Here is a 17,619-nt window from a genome sequence, read left to right as displayed (position 1 = left end):
ACCTCTCACAATCGATAGGTCGCTTGCAAAATGACCTGCGCACGGTCTGCGTTGACGTCAGCGCCGTCGATCTCCAGCGCCGGGTCAATGGCCCGGGCCGTGATACGGAAGCACTGGCCGGTGTCGTTGAAATACGTGCCCGCGCCACCGCCGGCTTCGTTCTGGTCGGTCGTGCCGACGAAATTCCCGCCACCCACACCGGTGGCACAACTACCCATATCCTGAACGACAAACTGCGGACGGATAGCGGAATCCCGCGCGGAGAAATTGGTATCGCCCACCCCGTCGGTCACGTCGAACCAAGCGGCAGCGGGCACATCCTGCCCCGGATTGATTGCACAGAGACGATTGGTGCAATCCAGCTCGGCATAGGTGTTAACCGCGGTCTCGAAGGTAACCAAGTCCGAGGTGAGGCGCGTCGCAGCGACTTCCATCGCCGCCTCGGCTGCCTGGAAGGCCGTTTCTCGATCAAAACTGTTACTCGACATCTTCTCCTGAAGCGTCGTCCCACGGATACCCGCCAGACCAACCAGGGTGACGGCGATCAGCAACACGAGCGCTATCACCAATGCCACACCTCGCTGCCTGGACGATGTCTTGCGGGTGAGTCGGTCTGTTCTCTGCACAATCATTGCTCATCCACCCAAGCGGTTTCGAATCGCGATCGTTGTGGAGAAATCGCGTTGCAAGCGCTCTCGATCGGTACTGGACCCGAAATCGGGATCACTCGGGTTCAGGCCACGGCTACGAACGGTCAAGGTGATCCTTGCAGCATCAACCTGCTCCCAACCGCCACCCACAGCATCAACCTGCGTCGCGGTTTCAAAGACGTCCTCACCACTGCGGTGATACTCGATCTCCATCCCCTCGACTCCTCGGACCATTTCTTCCGGCACCGGGGCCGTACTCTGGAAATTCCGCGAGCGGAAAAGCGATCTCGTGCCGGCCGCGTTCGTCCCGATGTACCAGACCGTGTTGGTCGGAACGACGAGGTAGGACGTCGGACTGAGAGTCGTGCAATTCCCGCCACTAACCAGTTGGGGGACCGGATGATTGAGACACTTGGTGAGGTTGCCCGGGGTGTAGGATCCGCCCGTGTTGTGCACGAGCGTCGTATTGTTCGAGTTGTAATTCGTGGTCTGAAAGATCGTCGCCTTGTCGGCGTCGCAGACCATGAGAATATCGCCATCGGAAATCTGGCTGGTTGCCGACTCGAGCGTGATGTTGGCGCGCGGCCCGGTCACCGCCTCTAGCGCTATCCCCGAATCTTCCGCCTTGCCCAGCCGGAGCGCATGCTCGTCGACAGGCTCGCCAATTTCGCCCGCGCCGGGGAGTCCGTCGATGTCGGTCACATCGTCGAAGCCCCGAAACGGTTGACTCCAATCCAGCCAGTCGCTCGACGGCGAGTCGAGCACACTGGCAACGTTCGCCGCACCACAAGGATTCGAGCCCGCTTCGCGCACATCACGAGCGACAAACTCAAATGCGGTACGCGACGCGTCCTGAACCTGGGAGAGCGCTTCATTCGTTCGGTAGGCGTCCTTGTTCGCAATGAAGACGCTCCCCACACCGGCAATCACCAGGAGGCCCAGCACCAGGGCAATCATCAATTCGACCAGGGTAAAGCCTCCCAGACGCCGCCCACTGCCTGGGAATTGACCGCGCCTGGAATCACGGGAAATAATCATGTCATGGTTCATAATTTGGCCTGTGTCACGAGGGTTTCCGCGTCTTCCCCGCCAGTCGCACGACTGTCGTCGAACTCAATCGTGATCCGGTAATTACCACCACCCAACGCGGTTATCGTGCCGGTAGTGCCGGGGCCGACCAGCTCGGCCAATTCCTGACACCAATTCTGCAAGTTCACCCCAGCCAAGTCGCCACCGCCAACAGCGCAATTACCATTGGCCGGCACCTCAACGTCGGCACCCTCATAATTGCCTGCCTCGACTCCGTCCGGATCGATACGCATGGCATCGAGAATGGAATAGCTCGCGATCGTACCCATGCTTCTCGCCATGGCGCTGTTGTTGTTGCTCAGCGCTTTCGATTGGAGCGCAGCCATCCCGAGAAAACCGACGGACAGGATCAGTACCGCGATCAAAATCTCGATCAAGCCGACGCCGGATTGACGGGCGGCGCTACGGATTGCAGGGGTCAGGCTCGGCATTCGGGCATGCTCCGGTGACGGTGCAGGAGGTCAGGGTGGTACCGGTGGTCAGGTAGACACAGCGATGGTTCCCCGCGTCAAGGTCAGGGGTTGAAACATCAACGATCAGGCCGGTGTGCGGCGCGGTACCGGTCGGCAACCGCCCAACACCGTCACCACCGAAACGCACGCTCTGCGTCGAGCCCACCGTGACGCCGTCCGGTACTTCATTCGTAATCTCGGCACGAACCACGACACGATCAGTTGCTGAGCCGGCCGGCCGGGCACGCACCTCGCCCAACGTGCCGGCACAGCCGTTGCTGAGATCGTTCGCGCCCCCCTCATTGGCGTTAGCCCCGCAGACGACTGCTGGCCCGCCGCGCTTGATCGCCTCGGATCGTGCGTAATTGACCGCGGCCACCCATTCGTTACTGATCGTGGTCAACTCGTTTGAAAGAATCAGGTTCCGAAAACTCGGGATCGCGATCGTCAGAAGCACGGCGGCCACGGCGATCGTGACCATCAACTCGATCAAGCTGAAGCCGGACGATCGACTCACCAGTCGTTGCGGAGCGCGTATTCGTGTCATGCGGTTCGATTCCTTTTTCACACATGGATCCAATCATGCCGGATCTACCGTTGCCAGCGGTCACATGACGAAAGGCCGAGGTGGACCGACGAACGGTCGAGGCGTGATGCGAGTCACGTAGAATACCGACTCAGCGCCCCGGCCAATCGGTGGCTCAATACCTTCGGGTGAAAGGGTCACTGGACAATCGCCCCCTTGATTCGACACGAGGTTTCCACGATGCCCCCGCTCAGACCCGCCGACCATTCGTCGGTAATCCAACTCGTCCAAAAAACCGCCAGCCAGCACCTGCTCGACGGAGGCACACAAGCAGCCGATCGCAAAAGCGACGGCAGCTGGGTCACCACCACCGATCACGCCATGCAGCTGGACCTGCAGGTGGGGCTGGCCAAACGGTTCCCGGCGCATGGCTTTCTCGGCGAAGAGATGTCGGCCGCCGAGCAGGAGGCCGCCTGGCGCGAGTGCCTGGACGGGCGACCGACGTGGGTGGTCGATCCGCTCGACGGCACCAGCAATTTTCGCCTGGGCTTCCCGGTGTTCTCGGTCACCGTGGCCCTGCTGGTCGGTGGCAAGGCCCAGTTCGGCGTGGTCTATGACCCCAGCCGGGACGAGTGCTTCCACGCCGTCCGCGGCGAGGGGAGTTGGCTGAACGGGGAAACCTTGTCGCTTGCCAACGAGCCGAAACAACCGTTGAAAAGCTGTCTGGCGACGGTGGATTTCAAGCGACTGCCGCGCACCGTGGCTGCGCACCTGGCCTGCGACCCGCCCTACGCCTCGCAGCGTTCGATCGGGTCGGTGGCGTTGGACTGGTGCTGGGTGGCAGCGCATCGCGTGCAGGTGTACGTGCATGGCAAGCAGAAACTTTGGGACTATGCCGCTGGCCAGCTGATCCTGCACGAGGCGGGCGGGGCATCCGCCGATCTGGAGGGCGAGATCGATTACCTCGACCGGCCGCTCGAGCCGCTGCCGCGGTCAGCGGTGGCGGCGACGCATGTGGAGTTGCTGGAGGATTGGCTGGAAGAGCTGAAAGCCGAGAGCTGAGAGCTTGGCGATCCGGGGACGAGACGGGAGCGGGGCAAACCGGGACGGCCGCTGGTGCGGCCTTTGCGCGCGGGGCGCGCTCCCACAGTGGGGTAGCCGCAAGCGCTGGACCCCGCCTCATTGTGGGAGCTTGCCTTGCAAGCGAAACGCGCCAATGGCGCGTGCATCGGGCTACGAACGGGGACTGTCGCTGGACGCCCCCACAATTTCCTGAGCCCCAGACGAGCAAAAGGCCTGTCACCTCGCGATGACAGGCCTTTTTCGTTCGACCGCCCCGACGGGCGGCCCTGCCGGGATCAACTGCCCCAGATGTCCTCGGTGATCGAGGCGTACCAGTCGCGGGCGTAGCCGGCTTCCTTCTCGGCGTTCTTGCCACCCAGGGGCGAGACGCCGCCGGCGCCGTCGACGGAGACGGTCTTGCCGTCCTCGACCGCGTAGACGGCAGCCACGGAGATGCCGTAGTCCGGGGCGACCAGGCTGTAGCAGGTGTTCACCCAGCTCGGCTCCGGCGGATTCTCGTTGTGGAACATCGCCACGATGGCCGCCGCACAGTTCTTGGCCTGCGAGTTGGCCGCGAAACCGGACTTGGGCAGTGGCGAGCCGATGCAGGCATCCCCCACGACGTGAACGCCGGGCTTCATGGTCGACTCGTAGGTGCCGGTGTTGATCGGGCACCAGCCGGAATCGTCCGCCAGCCCGGCCTGGTGAGCGATCCAGCCGGCCTTCTGCGGCGGGATGACGTTGATGACGTCGCCCTGGTACTCGGTACCGCCGGCCGTGACCGTCATGGTGTCGGGATCGACCTTGGTCACGCCGCCACCGAAGTCGCCGCCGATCCACTCGATCATGTTGCCGTAGTTGGCCGTCCAGCCCTCGCGGAACAGCGGCTCCTTGGAGAAGCCGGTCTTTGGATCGAGGATCAGGATCTTCGAGTTGGGCTTGTTTTCCTTGAAGTAGTTGGCGATCAGGGCGGCGCGCTCGTACGGTCCCGGCGGGCAACGGAACGGATTGGGCGGCGCGGCCATGATGAACGTGCCGCCGTCTTCCATTTCCTCGAGCTGCTTTCGCAGCAACAGCGTCTGCTCGCCGGCCTGCCAGGCATGCGGCATCGTCGTGTTGGCCACTTCCTCGGTGTAGCCCTCGATCGCATCGTAATTGAAGTCGATGCCCGGCGAGACGACCAGGCGATCGTACTCGTAGCTACTGCCGTCCTTCAGGGTGACCGTGCGGGCCTCGGCATCGATGCCGGTGACCCAGCCCTTGACCACGTTCACGCCACGCTTCTCCAGCGCCGTGAAGTCATGGGTGATCTCGTCGATGTCCTTGAGACCACCGATGACCAGGTTGGAGAACGGGCAGGTGGTGTGGCTGGACTGGCCGTCGATCATGGTGACATCGACGGACGGGTCGAACAGCTTGACGTACTTGGCCGCGGTCGCGCCGCCAAAGCCGCCGCCGATGACCACCACGCGCTTGGCACCACCGTTCGTGCTGGCACTGTTCTGGCAGCCGGCCAGGCCGGTCGCTGCGCCCACGCCGGCCATCGCCATGCTCAATTTTAGAAATCCGCGTCGGGAAAGACTCATTGCGGTTACCTCTCGTGTTCCTTGCGCCTGCAGGGGCGTTACTGGTTGGCGAAGAATTCAGACACCGCCTGAATCTCCTCGTCGGAATACCCCTTGGCAATGCGGTTCATGACCGTGCCTTCCTGACCATCCGACTTGTACGCCAGCATCTTCCCGGCAATCACCTCTTTCGGCAGACCAGCCAGGCGCGGGATGTTCCCCGAGCCCTTGCCCTGGAAGCCGTGACAGCCCATGCAGGTGGAACCGATGATCGATCCGTTGCTCATTTCCATCGCCCCCGCTTGATCGCCGGCCGTCGTTACGCCGGCGAACAGCGTCAGGCCAAGCCCGACGGCCGCGAGGGTCCTGGCGGGTAGTCGGCGGCTCGCGGCCGCTTCTCGATTCGTTGACATCCCCAATCCTCCTAAATGTGTCTTGCCGCCCGGACAAGCACGAGCTGTCCCTGCCCAAGCCTTGCAACCATACCTTCGGGCTTTCCAGCCTTGCAATGCTTATATAGGCCATTTTTGTGGCCATATCGAATAGCCAAGCAACCGGCATCGAACAAAAGGCCAGTTTTCAGCCTATTGCGCGTTTATTGATTGTTTTTATGCCTACATGGCATCATGAATCGGCAAGCCGACGGATGAGCAACTTACGTTTTTTGTTTTTTCTATATTCGATGCGCGGCAAGCAACCGCACCAGGATGGCCGACCTCGCCGCACTGCCACGGAAACGAGGAATCAGAGCAATGACAGAGTGAGGCTGGCCAGCAGCAAGCCGATCGCCGCACCCACGAGCACATCGGAGAGATAGTGCAGCCCAAGCACCATGCGCGAACTGGCCACCAACAGGGCGAACGGCAGGACGAGCCAAAACAGCGCGGGCTGGAAGGCCACCAACTGAATGCCGAAGTTGACCGCATGCAAGGTGTGGCCGGATGGGAAGCTGTACTGGTCAAGCGGCGCGACACTGATTTCCAACCGCTGGTTGCGATTGAGTGGACGCAGGCGGGCGGTGCGACGCTTGATCGTCAGGTAGATCAGCACGCCCACCCCACCCGAGGCGATCATCAGCGCCATCGGCACCACCGCCGACGCCCCGTGCAGCACGAGCATCAGCAGCGCGAGCACGTACCAGCCAATCCCGTCGCCCAGCCGCGAGGCGGTCGCGAACAGCGCGCGCAATACACGCAACCGATGCGCGCGGTTGCAGCGCTCGGTCACCAGCGCCTCCCACCCCAGATAGGCCTGGAGGACGCGTGCGCATCGCTCGGCCGCGGGCGAGCCGGCACGCAACGGGATCACGCCAAGCCCTCCCGGGACGACACTTGCGGCATCGAACGTTCGGCGACCTCGAGCAGGTTCTGCTCGAAGCCGTCGACAATGGCCTCCCAGCTGTGCTGTCGACCGGTTTCGACGGCTCGTTCACGGCGCCGACCCGATGCGGACGTCAGGAGATCCGGAACCCGGTCGAGAAAGGCCACCGAGTCGCCGAATGGAGCCAACAGGCCGTTCACGCCCGGCTCGATCAGCTGGCGGCCGGCGGCGTAATCGAAGGCCAGGCAATCCAGACCGCTGGCCATGGCCTCGAGCACGACGATGCCGAAGGTCTCGGTCAGGCTGGGGAACAGGAAGGCGTCGGCCGAGGCGTAATAACGGGCCAGCGCCTCACCGCGCAGCGCCCCGGCGAAGATCGCACCCGGCAGCTGCCGCTCGAGCCGTCCCCGCTCGGGCCCGTCGCCGACGATCACCAGCCGTGTGCCCGAGTTGATCTCCTGGGCCCGCGCCCAGCTCTGCGCCAGGAGGCCGAGATTCTTCTCGGCGGCCAACCGGCCGACATGCAGTAGCACGGGCGTACGGTCGTCCGCCCCCCAGGAGGCACGTAGTTCCGGGTCACGTCGATCCGGGGTGAACCGCTCGGTATCGACACCCCGCCCCAGCACCATCAACCGCTCGAAGCCGCAGGCCTCAAGCTCGGCGGCCTGCTTTGCCGTGGGGATGAAGGTATTCGCCGAGCGGTTGTGAAACCGGCGCAGGTATCGCACCACCGGGGTGGCCAACCAGCCCAGCCGATAGGCACGCGCATAGGCATGAAAGTTGGTGTGTAGCGAGGTGGTGACCGGCAGATCGAGCGTGCGGGCGGCGGCGAGCGCCGAGGCACCCAGCGGCCCCTCGGTGGCAATGTGCACCACATCCGGCGGGTCTTCGCGCCACTCGGCGAGAAACGCGCGCCGCCGCGGCAGGCCGAAACGGACCTCACGGTAGAACGGCAGCGCCAGCCCGCGCACCTCGTCGCCCTCACCCAGATCGCGGGGAGCCCCGGCCGCCGGACAGGTGACCACCACCCGGTGGCCACGGTCACGTAGCCCCGCGACCAGACAACCCAGCGTGGTCGCCACCCCGTTGATATCGGGCGGGAAGGTTTCCGTCACCACTCGGATATCCAATCAGCACCTCGAATCTGATCGTGGGACGGAAGTGCCCCACGAATCAGCACGCTAGGCCGAATGGATGACAGTAGCGTGTCAGCGCGTTGACGATTTGGCGACGGGGACAAAGAGGCTGGAGGCCAGACAGCAGAGCCCAGCGGCGGGCAAGAAGCAGGTGCCGATCAGCCTGGTGCGGTGGCGGGGTCTTCCAGCAGACGGGCGAAGGCCTCGGCGCCGAGCACGGGCACGCCGAGCTTTTCCGCCTTGGCAAGCTTGCTGCCGCCGGCCTCGCCCGCGACCAGGGCGGTGGTCTTCTTCGACACCGAGCTGGTCACCTTGGCACCCAGCGCGGCCAGTCGAGCCGAGGCCTCGTCGCGGGTCATGTCCGGCAGGGTGCCGGTGATCACGAAGGTCTTGTCGGCCAGCGGCGCGTTCTCGGCGGGGGCGTCTGGCGTCGGCCAGTGGATGCCCGCCTCGAGCAGCCCGTCGATCACCTCGTTGTTGTGATCCTGCTTGAAGAACGCCACGATCGATGTCGCGATCTCCGGCCCGATGCCCGGCACCTTGGTGACGGTCTCGTTCTGGAGTTGGTCATGCTCGGCGGCGCGAAGCATGTCGGCCAGCGTGGGGAACGCCTCCTGCAGGCGCGCCAGGGTCTTTTCATCCACGCCCGCCGGCCTGTCCTGATCGAACGCCTCGCCAAGCGCGGTGGTTCGATCCGACGGCTGCCTTGCCAGCCACGCCTGCAGGGTCTCGGCCCGCTTGGGGCCGATGCCGGTCACCCCCTTCTGCTGGATGAAATCCTCGAACGTCGCTCGGCGCAACGCGTCAAGGGACCGGAAGTGCGTCGCCAGCTCAGCCGCAGTCTCGCTACCGACCAGCGGAATGCCGAGGGCAAACAGGAATCGATCCAGCGTCGTTTCCTTGGCCTTCTCCAGCGACTCGAGCAGATTGTCCGCCGACTTGGCCCCCATGCGTGGCAGGGCGACCAGCTCGTCGCGGTCCAAATGAAACAGGTCGTCAACGTGATCGACCATCTCGCGCTCGAGGAACAGGGTGATCCACTTCTCGCCCAGCCCATCGATGTCCATTGCCTTGCGACTGGCGAAGTGACGGATCGCCTCGCGTCGTTGCGCGGGACAGAACAGCCCCCCGGTGCAGCGGGCGACCGCCTGCTCCTCGTCACGCAGCACCTCCGACCCGCATTCCGGGCAGCGCGCGGGCAACTCGATCTTGCGGGCATCGTCGGGGCGTTTTTCCGGGAGCACCTCGATGATCTCGGGGATCACGTCGCCGGCACGGCGCACGCGCACCCAATCACCGATGCGCACGTCCTTGCGCTCGATCTCATCCATGTTGTGCAGGGTGATGTTGGCGACGGTCACCCCGCCGACAGACACCGGCTCGACCCGCGCGACCGGGGTGAGCGCGCCGGTGCGCCCGACCTGGAATTCCACGTCGCGCAGCTGGGTGATCTTTTCCTCGGCAGGGAACTTCCACGCGATCGCCCAGCGCGGCGCACGGGCCACGAAACCCAGACGTTCCTGGTCCGCCAGCGAGTCCACCTTGTAGACCACGCCATCGATGTCGAAGGCCAGCCCCGCGCGCTGGTCGCCCAGCGACTCGTGGAAGGCCCGCGCCGCATCGAGTCCCTCGACCCGATCACGATGCTCCGCGACCGCAAACCCCAGCCGCTCGAGCCAGTCAAGCCAGCCCGACTGGGTCTCGGGCGCCTCGATGCCCTCGGCTGCCCCGATGCCATAGGCGAAGAAATGCAGCGGGCGGCTGGCGGTGACCTTCGGGTCCTTCTGCCGCAGCGAACCGGCCGCGGCGTTGCGCGGATTGGCGAACACCTTCTCGCCACGGCGTTCGGCCCGCCGGTTGATCTCGGCGAACGATGCGTGGGTCATCACCACCTCGCCGCGGATCTCGATCCGGCTGTCCGCCGGCAGGTCGATCCGGAAGGGCACGCTCTCGATGGTGCGGACATTGTCGGTGACGTCCTCGCCGCGACGGCCATCGCCGCGGGTGGCGGCCTGGGCGAGCACGCCGCCTTCGTAGGTCAGGCTGATCGCCAGGCCGTCGAACTTGGGCTCGGCCAGATAGGACACCGGCCGGTCGCGTCCGAGCCGCTCGCGTACGCGCCGGTCGAAGGCGGCGAACTCGTCGGCATCGAAGGCGTTGTCGAGCGACAGCATCGGCACGCGATGCTCGACCGCCTCGAAGGCGTGGCTGGGCGGGGCACCCACCGTCTGGGTGGGCGAGTCGGGGGTGATCCAGTCGGGGTGCTTGGCCTCGATTGCCTCGAGCTCGCGCATCAGCGCGTCGTACTCGGCATCCGGCACGGTGGGCCGGTCGAGGACGTAGTAGCGGAAGTTGTGCTGGTTGATCTCGGCGCGCAGTGCCGCCAGGCGCTTGCGATCGTCACCTTCACTCATATGCGGTGACTCAGCCGTGCTGATCGATCAGTTCGCGATACCGATCAATCGACTCGCTGTCGAGCGGCTCGCGACGGTCGTCGATCAGCATGGCGCCCAGCGAGTCGGCCAGCGAGGTGGCTACCTGGTGCATGCGCTCGAACACCAGCGACGGATCGGCGCCGCCGCGAACCGGCAGCTGCATGAACAGCGCCAGCGCCGGGGTCTCGAAGGAGGAGAGGTCGTCGGGGTTGAACTGGCCCGGGGAGACGGCATTCATCAGCGAGAACCAGTCGGCCCCGTCGAGATCCTGGAAGTGGTAGATCGCGAACTCGCCGAATTCGAACCCGGATTCCTCGATGGCGCGGCGCACCCGTTCGGGCGGCATCGCCGCCTGCTCCCGGTCAACGATCATCATCGAGATGACCGCGCCGCTGGCCGACGCATCGCTATCCGCCGCGGGTTCTGCGTCCGCAACGGGCTCGGCATCGCCCGAGCCATGGGCCGAAGCCGGCACGGCGGGTTGGTCGAACGACGCCTGCGGCTCGGCGCCCCGAGTCGTCTGTCCCTGGGTCGTCTGTCCCTGGCTAGTCTGCCCCTGCCGGGTGAACAAGCTGGAAAAGCCGGGCTGGGGGCGGGCGGTGGATTCGTCTCGGGCCGGGGCGTCCTCCTCCACCGGCGGCTCCTCGCGGGCCGCTGGTTCGGGCGCCGGCTCGCTCCAATCCGGCTCTGGCTCGAGGGCGGGTTCGTCCCGCGAGCTCGTCGGCGACGGGCGCTGGGGCTCGTCGTCGGCATCCGGCGCACGCCACACCACCCGTCCCGCGGAGGCGCCATCGATGAAGCCTTCCGCGTCGGGCCGCGACCAGCCCTCATCGCCACGCTCCTCGCCCAGTTCCAGCTGCGGCTCGCGACGCTCGCCGCGGGCGCGTTCGGCGCCTTCGGCATCCACGCTCGCGCCGACGCTGGCATCGATCGGGTCGTGGTAGTCACCGCGATGAGGCTGGCCTCCGCCAAGGTCAACCGCCTGCTCGCTGCGGTGCCGACGATACATCCAGATGATGCCGCCGATCACCAGCAGCCCCACCAGCAGAACAATCCAGCGCAACCATTCCATACCGTCTACTCCCCGAAACCCGATGCCAGGCACCCATTCACGCCGAGACTCGTGCCAGCCAAGCCCAAAGGGGAGGCCAACTCGTCGGTTCGATAGATCTGGTGACTCACGGCTCCGCTCGCGACAATTGTTGGGAACATCCGGATCAGGTCTCGATCAGGCCCACCGCGGCGTCGATGTCGACGGAGACGATGCGCGACATGCCGGCCTCGCGCATGGTCACGCCGACCAGCGCCGAGGCGCTCGCCATGGTGGTCTTGTTGTGGGTGATGTACATGAACTGCACCCGGTCCGACATGGCCGAAACCATAGCACAGAAGCGCCCGACGTTAGCCTCGTCCAGCGGCGCGTCGACCTCGTCGAGAATGCAGAACGGCGCGGGGTTGAGCTCGAAGATCGCGAAGATCAGGGCGGTGGCCGTCAGCGCCCGCTCACCCCCCGACAGCAGTGACAGGTGACTGATGCGCTTGCCGGGCGGACGGGCCATCAGGGCCACGCCGGCATCGAGCGGATCGTCACCGGTCAGCTCGAGCCGGGCCTCGCCGCCACCGAACAGCGCCTCGAAGCGTGGCCCCAGTCGCTGGTTGACCGCGTGATAGGTCTCGCGAAAGCGCTCGCGGGTCTGACGGTCCATGGTCTCGATCGCCTCGGCCAGTTGCGCCAGCGCCGATTCGACGTCCTCGATCTGGCCGGCCAGCTCCTCGCGGCGGGCCTCAACCTCGCGGTGATCCTCGATCGCGGAGAGATTGACGGCCCCCAGCCGGCGGATCTGGGCTTCGAGATCGGTCAGTTCGGCGGCCAGTCGCTCGGCCACGCCCGGCTCGCCTGCCAACGCCTCGATGGCCTCGGCCTGGGGTTCGTCCTCGTCGTCGGCCAGCTGGTCGCGGGCCTCCGCCAGACGGGCGCGGGCATGCTGTTCGCGGGTCTCGCCCTGGGCGCGATCAATACGGGCCTGTTCGCTCTTCGCCCGGGCCGCGTCGCGCTCGCCACGCACCTCGACCACCGCCTGGCGCGCCGCGGCCTGGGCCTCGGTGGCCGCCCGCTGATCGTCGCGCGCCCGCTCCTCGGCCGTCTCCGCCTCGGCGAGGCGTTGCTCCTGACGGCGCCGCTCGGCGACCAGCCCCTCGCGCTCGGCCTGGGCCCGCTCGCGCTCGTGGGCCTGCTCGTCCAGGCGGCGGGCGATCGCCTCGCGCTCGTGGTCCAGCCGCCGAATCTCGTCGCCAAGGCGCGCGATACTCTCGTCGCGCTGCTCGATCTCGCGACGGGCACGATGAAAGCGGTCGGCGGCCACGCGGGCGGTCTCGCGGGCGGCTTCCAGGGCCTCGCGGGCCGACTCCTGTCGCTCGACGGCCTCGTTGCGGCGCTGATCGGCCTGCGCTACCGCCTCGGCCGCCGCCTCGCGTTCGGCCTCCAGGCGCACCTGCTCCCGGCGGGCAACCTCCAGTTCCTCGGATTCGTCGCGCGCGCGGGCCTCGAGTGTCTCCACGGTCTGCGCCAGGCGCTCCAACCGTTCGTCGAGGTGGCGGTCGGCCAGGCGCGCCGACTCGAGCGCCCGCGCCTGCTTGTCGCGCTCCTGGCGCGTGGCCTCGAGGGCCTTGCGCTCGGCCTCGAATCGACTCCGGCTTTCGCCCAGTGCCGTCTCGGTCTGTGCCAACTCGGCCTCGGCCTCGCTGATCGCCGCCTCGAGCTCGCGGTGACGGGCCAGGTGGGCCAGGTGGGTCGCGGCGCCGGCATTGCCGCTGCGCCCCACCCAGTGGCGCCCGACCCACCAGCCGGCCGGGGTAATCAGGAACTCGCCCGGCGCAAGCGACGGACGACGGTCCAGGGCGGCGTCCAGGTCCTCGACCGGCCGGCCGGGAAAGTCGCGCACGCGCTCGGCGAGCCAGTCGGCCTCCGTATCCGCCTGCGCCTCCAGCCACCAGCCGCCGGCGCCCTCCGTGTCGTTGAATCGATCGATCTCGGCGGCCACCATCGCATCGAGGTCATCGACCAGCTCGGCCTCGAGCGCCTCACCCAGGGCGTGACCCACCCAGGGCTCGCGGATATCGGCCTCGACCAGCCGCTCGACCAGCCGCGGCCCCGTGGTTTCATCGGGCTCGTTGCGGGTATGCGCGGCAAGCAATCGATCGAGTGCCTGCTGCTCGGCGGTGAGCCCGTCATGCACGTGGCGCGCTCGTCGGCGGGCCTCCTCGTGGTCCTGCAGGACGGCCTCGCTGGCCTCGACGGCCGCCAACGCCTCGTCATGGTCGCGTTCGACCCCCTCGAGGGCCGTCTCGACCGCGGTGACCTCGTCGGCACGCTGACGGCGTTCGCGCTCCAGGTCCACCAGCTCTTCACGCGCCCGGGCCAGCTCGGCGGCGGCCGGCGCGGATTCGAGTCGTCGGCATTCGCGCGCCACGGCATCGAGCCGCTCGCCGAGTCGCGCCTGCTCACGCTGGGGGCCGATACGCGCCTCGGCGGAGGCCATCGCCTCGCGGCGCAGCGAGTCGAGCTCGGCTTCGGCGCTGGCACGACCATCGCGGGCGCGCTCGTGGGCCGCGGCCAGATCATCGAGGGAGGCGCGGGTGTCGCGCTGTTCGGCGATCAGGCGCTCACGACGGGACTCGGCGTCGCGGCGTTCGGCCTCGCGGCGCTCGGCGGTCTCCCGGTCGTGGTGCCCTTGGCGCTCGAGTCCCTCGAGCCGGGCGTCGAGCTCGGCCTGGCGGGTGGTGACGGCATTGAGGTCGTTGGCCAGCCGGTACTTCTCGGCCGACAGCTCGGCCAGCCGCTCGCCGGCGGCCAGCAGGGCGCGCTCGGCCTCGTCCTGAGCCGCCTCGGCGGCGGAAAGGCGCGTCTCGCAGGCCGCCTCGGCCTCGCCGGTGTCGGCGACGATCCGATCGAGGCGCTGACGCTCCTCGCGGGCCTCGATCAGCGCGACGGCCGCCGCCTCGACCTGGCGGCGACGACGCACCGCCGACAGTTCGCGGTAACGGCGCGCGGCACGCGCCTGGCGGGCCAGCGTGGCCTCCTGGCGCTCGAGTTCGGCGGCGATGTCGTTCAGCCGCGACAGGTTTTCCTCGGTGTGACCGATGCGGTTGGCCGTCTCGCGACGGCGCTCGCGGTAGACCGAGATGCCGGCGGCCTCCTCGAGGTAGCCGCGCAGCTCGTCGGGCTTGGCGTCGACAATGCGGTTGACCTGGCCCTGCTCGATCACCGAATAGGAGCGTGCGCCCACGCCGGTGCCGAGAAACAGGTCGACCACGTCGCGGCGACGCACGCGCGTGTTGTTGATCTCGTAGCGGGACTGGCCGTCGCGGTCGAGGCTGCGCCGGACGGTCAGCTCGTTGTAGGCGGCGAAGGGGCCGTGGATGCGGCGCTCGCGGTTGTCGAGGGTCAGCTCGACCACGGCGCGGCTGGCCGCGGCCCGCTCGCCGCTGCCGGCGAAGATCAGGTCGTCGAGGGCCTGGCCGCGCAGGTGACGGGCGGAGGATTCGCCCATCACCCAGCGCAGGGCGTCGATCAGGTTGGACTTGCCGCAGCCGTTGGGGCCGACGATGGCCAGCGTATTGGCCGGCAGGCGGATCTCGGTAGGCGAGGCGAAGGACTTGAAGCCGGCGAGGTACAGGCGGGTCAGGCGCATTGGCAGCCTCCCGCGGACGACGAGCGGCCGGCCGGCAACGCGGACTGCAAGCCGGCGCGTCGACCCTTATAATCAGCCCCCCCGCTCAACCGGCGATTGCCATATTGCCGCAACAGGACAGTCATTTATGTCGACGCAACCCAGCAAGACACTCGAAACCTTCCCCAACCCGCATCCGGAACGCGACTATACCATTCACATGGAGGTGCCCGAGTTCACCTGCCTGTGCCCCAAGACCGGCCAGCCGGACTTTGCCACCATCCTGATCGACTTCGTGCCGGATCAGCTGTGCGTCGAGCTGAAGTCACTGAAGATGTACATGTGGTCGTTCCGCGAGGAAGGCGGCTTTCACGAGGCGATGACCAACCGCATCGCCGACGACATCGTCGCCGCGATCAATCCGCGCTTCCTGCGTCTGACCGGCCGCTGGAACGTGCGCGGCGGCATCTGGACCAACGTGGTGGTCGAGCACCGCCAGGACGGCTGGGAACCGGCGCCGAAAGTCGAGTTGCCCTGATCGCATGTCGGCGGCACGCCATCTGGGCATCGACGTAGGCACCTCGGGGCTGCGCGTTGCGGCCCTCGGGGCGGACGGTGAGTGCCTGTGGCTGGAAAAGGCCGACTGGCCGGTGCCGGCGGTCGACCATGGCCATGAACAGGACCCGGCCCTCTGGTGGGCGGCATTCGATGGCCTGATGTGCCGGCTGGGCGAGACGGGAGGGCTGACCGAGGTCGACTCGCTGGCCTTCGCCGGCACCTCGGGCACGGTGCTGACCATCGATACCGACGGCCGACCACAAGGACCGGCCCTGATGTACGACGACCCGCGGGGGGATGAGTCGCTCGTTGCCCTGCGCCGGCTGGACCTCGACCCCGACGCCCAGCTGTCGGCACTGGCCCGTTGGCGATTCCTCGCCGAAAAACGCGGCCGGGCCGGGCGACCGGTCAGCCAGGCCGACTGGTTCGTCACCCGCCTGACCGGCCGGCATGTCAGCGACAGCAACAACGCGCTCAAGTGGGGTTTCGGTGCGGTGACCGAACAATGGCCTGCCGCCCTGCTCGATCGGTTCGGCGACCAGCTGCCCGAGGTACACCGCCCCGGCACGGCCGTCGCCCCCATCACGCCCGACCTGGCCCGACACTGGAACCTGCCGGAGACCACCATCGTGGCCGCCGGCACCACCGATTCGATGGCGGCCCTCTGGGCCAGCGGCGCGACCGCCGAGGGCGACGGCGTGACCAGCCTGGGCTCGACGCTGGCGCTGAAACTGATCAGTGCCACCCCGGTCAGCGACGCGGCCAGCGGGGTGTACAGCCATCGTTTCGGTGACCGATTCGCCGTCTCCGGTGCGTCCAACACCGGCGGACGGGTACTGGCCGCCTTCTTCGACAGCGAGGAACTGGCCAGCCTGAGCGAATCGATCGACCCGACGGCACCCGACACCCTGGGTTACTGGCCGCTGGCCGGGCGCGGCGAACGATTTCCGGTGGTCGCGCCCGACATGTCCCCGCGTCTGACGCCGCGGCCGGACGACCCCGCCGCGTTTCTCGGCGGGATGCTGCGCGGCATCGCACGCATCGAGGCGCTGGGCTATCGACGGTTCGCCGCGCTGGGCGGCACCGCCGTGCGGCGGGTGCTGTCCTCCGGCGGCGGGGCGCACAACCCGGTGTTCTCCCGCATCCGCGCAAGGGCCCTGGGCGTGCCGGTGCAGACGGCCGAACACACCGAGGCGGCGGTGGGCGCGGCGCGCCTGGCACAACGGGCCACTCGAGCCGACGGAGCAAGCGAATGAATCAACCACTGACGCGAGCGGCGCGCGAAATGGGCGGGCTGGGCTACTGGCTGGCCGGTCTGCGACTGATGTGGCAACCGGGGCTGCGCCGCTTCACCCTGATCCCGCTTTTCATCAATACGCTGCTGTTCGGCCTGGCGGGCTGGCTGCTGGTCAGCAGTGCCGGCGACTGGGTCGAGGGCCTGCTGCCCGAGTGGCTCGATTTCCTCTACTGGCTGCTGATGCCCATCGTGGTACTCGGGCTGCTGCTGGTGACCTTCTTCACCTTCACGCTGGTCGCCAATCTGATCGCGGCGCCATTCAACGCCGTGCTCGCCGCGAGGGTCGAGGCCCACCTGACCGGCCGTTCACCGCCCGAGGATGACCAGGGCCTGATTGCCGACGCGGTCGGCGCGATCGCCAGCGAGGTGGGACGATTGCTCTATCTCGCGGCCTGGGCGATCCCGCTGGTGATCCTGTGGTTCATCCCCGGCCTGAACCTGATCGCGCCGTTCGCCTGGTTCATTTTCTCGGCCTGGATGATGAGCCTGGAATACATCGACAACCCGGCCGGCAATCACGGGCTGTCATTCCGCGAGCAGCGACGATGCCTGCGCCAACGCCCGGCGCTGACGCTCGGCTTTGGCAGTCTGATGACGCTGATGACCATGGTGCCGGTGGCGAATTTCCTCGCCATGCCGGTGGGGGTGTGCGGGGCGACCCGGATGTGGGTGGAAGGATTTGAGGGGAAGGCGGTCAGGCGAGAGAGTTAAGAGCTGGAAGCTCAACGTGTCACGTCGGGGGACATGGTTGCTGACCGGGACGGCCGCTGGGGCGGCCTTCGCGCGCGGGGCGCGCTCCCACAATGGGGCACTTGCGACGCCCCACTGTGGGAGCTTGCCTGGCAAGCGAAACGCGCCG

General features: G+C 67.0%; 15 protein-coding genes. 4 read left to right on the top strand and 11 right to left on the bottom strand.

Annotated features, from left to right (window positions below; all coding sequences use genetic code 11):
• Positions 1–5: 5 nt before the first annotated feature.
• Genes SR882_RS01425 through SR882_RS01410 form a run of 4 tightly spaced genes read right to left on the bottom strand, consistent with a single transcriptional unit; the run spans position 6 to position 2,738 of the window.
• On the bottom strand, positions 6–632 hold the full coding sequence (locus tag SR882_RS01425; protein ID WP_322521579.1) for a pilus assembly PilX family protein: 627 nt from the start codon (positions 630–632) through the stop codon (positions 6–8).
• 3 nt (positions 633–635) lie between these two features.
• Complete coding sequence (locus tag SR882_RS01420; RefSeq protein ID WP_322521578.1) at positions 636–1,688, bottom strand: PilW family protein; 1,053 nt, start codon at positions 1,686–1,688, stop codon at positions 636–638.
• Positions 1,689–1,696: 8 nt separating this feature from the next.
• Positions 1,697–2,170: a type IV pilus modification protein PilV gene (pilV, locus tag SR882_RS01415; RefSeq protein ID WP_322521577.1), complete on the bottom strand. Its 474-nt coding sequence runs from the start codon at positions 2,168–2,170 to the stop codon at positions 1,697–1,699.
• Positions 2,142–2,738, bottom strand: coding sequence for a GspH/FimT family pseudopilin (locus SR882_RS01410; RefSeq protein ID WP_322521576.1), 597 nt, complete (start codon positions 2,736–2,738; stop codon positions 2,142–2,144). The genes pilV and SR882_RS01410 overlap by 29 nt, the downstream gene beginning before the upstream one ends.
• Before the next feature lie 219 nt (positions 2,739–2,957).
• On the opposite strand from SR882_RS01410, the gene SR882_RS01405 reads away from it, so the two are divergent.
• Positions 2,958–3,779: an inositol monophosphatase family protein gene (locus tag SR882_RS01405; protein WP_322521575.1), complete on the top strand. Its 822-nt coding sequence runs from the start codon at positions 2,958–2,960 to the stop codon at positions 3,777–3,779.
• A gap of 296 nt (positions 3,780–4,075) precedes the next feature.
• On the opposite strand, the gene SR882_RS01400 is transcribed toward SR882_RS01405, so the two are convergent.
• The 7 genes from SR882_RS01400 to SR882_RS01370 form a co-directional block, all read right to left on the bottom strand.
• On the bottom strand, positions 4,076–5,365 hold the full coding sequence (locus SR882_RS01400) for an FCSD flavin-binding domain-containing protein (RefSeq protein WP_322521574.1): 1,290 nt from the start codon (positions 5,363–5,365) through the stop codon (positions 4,076–4,078).
• 38 nt (positions 5,366–5,403) lie between these two features.
• A complete protein-coding gene (locus tag SR882_RS01395) occupies positions 5,404–5,757 on the bottom strand; it encodes a c-type cytochrome (protein WP_322521573.1) in 354 nt (117 codons plus the stop codon).
• 331 nt (positions 5,758–6,088) lie between these two features.
• Positions 6,089–6,652: a phosphatase PAP2 family protein gene (locus tag SR882_RS01390; RefSeq protein WP_322521572.1), complete on the bottom strand. Its 564-nt coding sequence runs from the start codon at positions 6,650–6,652 to the stop codon at positions 6,089–6,091.
• Positions 6,649–7,794 (bottom strand): glycosyltransferase family 4 protein, encoded by a 1,146-nt coding sequence (locus tag SR882_RS01385; RefSeq protein WP_322521571.1) that lies wholly within the window; start codon positions 7,792–7,794, stop codon positions 6,649–6,651. The genes SR882_RS01390 and SR882_RS01385 overlap by 4 nt, the downstream gene beginning before the upstream one ends.
• Before the next feature lie 164 nt (positions 7,795–7,958).
• Positions 7,959–10,214 (bottom strand): NAD-dependent DNA ligase LigA, encoded by a 2,256-nt coding sequence (gene ligA / locus SR882_RS01380; RefSeq protein ID WP_322521570.1) that lies wholly within the window; start codon positions 10,212–10,214, stop codon positions 7,959–7,961.
• Between the two features lie 10 nt (positions 10,215–10,224).
• Positions 10,225–11,307 (bottom strand): cell division protein ZipA, encoded by a 1,083-nt coding sequence (locus tag SR882_RS01375; protein WP_322521569.1) that lies wholly within the window; start codon positions 11,305–11,307, stop codon positions 10,225–10,227.
• A 145-nt stretch (positions 11,308–11,452) separates the two neighbouring features.
• Positions 11,453–14,926, bottom strand: coding sequence for an AAA family ATPase (locus SR882_RS01370; protein WP_322521568.1), 3,474 nt, complete (start codon positions 14,924–14,926; stop codon positions 11,453–11,455).
• A gap of 127 nt (positions 14,927–15,053) precedes the next feature.
• Between SR882_RS01370 and queF the strand changes: the two genes are divergently transcribed.
• The 3 genes from queF to cysZ are packed head-to-tail and all read left to right on the top strand — an operon-like array spanning position 15,054 to position 17,471.
• The gene (gene queF, locus SR882_RS01365; RefSeq protein ID WP_322521567.1) at positions 15,054–15,443 is read left to right on the top strand and encodes a preQ(1) synthase; all 390 of its coding nucleotides are present in this window, start codon (positions 15,054–15,056) and stop codon (positions 15,441–15,443) included.
• 4 nt (positions 15,444–15,447) lie between these two features.
• Positions 15,448–16,719: an FGGY-family carbohydrate kinase gene (locus SR882_RS01360; RefSeq protein WP_322521566.1), complete on the top strand. Its 1,272-nt coding sequence runs from the start codon at positions 15,448–15,450 to the stop codon at positions 16,717–16,719.
• On the top strand, positions 16,716–17,471 hold the full coding sequence (gene cysZ, locus SR882_RS01355; RefSeq protein ID WP_322521565.1) for a sulfate transporter CysZ: 756 nt from the start codon (positions 16,716–16,718) through the stop codon (positions 17,469–17,471). The genes SR882_RS01360 and cysZ overlap by 4 nt, the downstream gene beginning before the upstream one ends.
• Positions 17,472–17,619: the final 148 nt, after the last annotated feature.

The organism is Guyparkeria halophila, assembly GCF_034479635.1.
Lineage (GTDB): Bacteria > Pseudomonadota > Gammaproteobacteria > Halothiobacillales > Halothiobacillaceae > Guyparkeria > Guyparkeria halophila.
The sequence above is the reverse complement of the archived record's forward strand: the minus strand, read 5'-3'. Positions and strand labels throughout refer to the sequence as shown.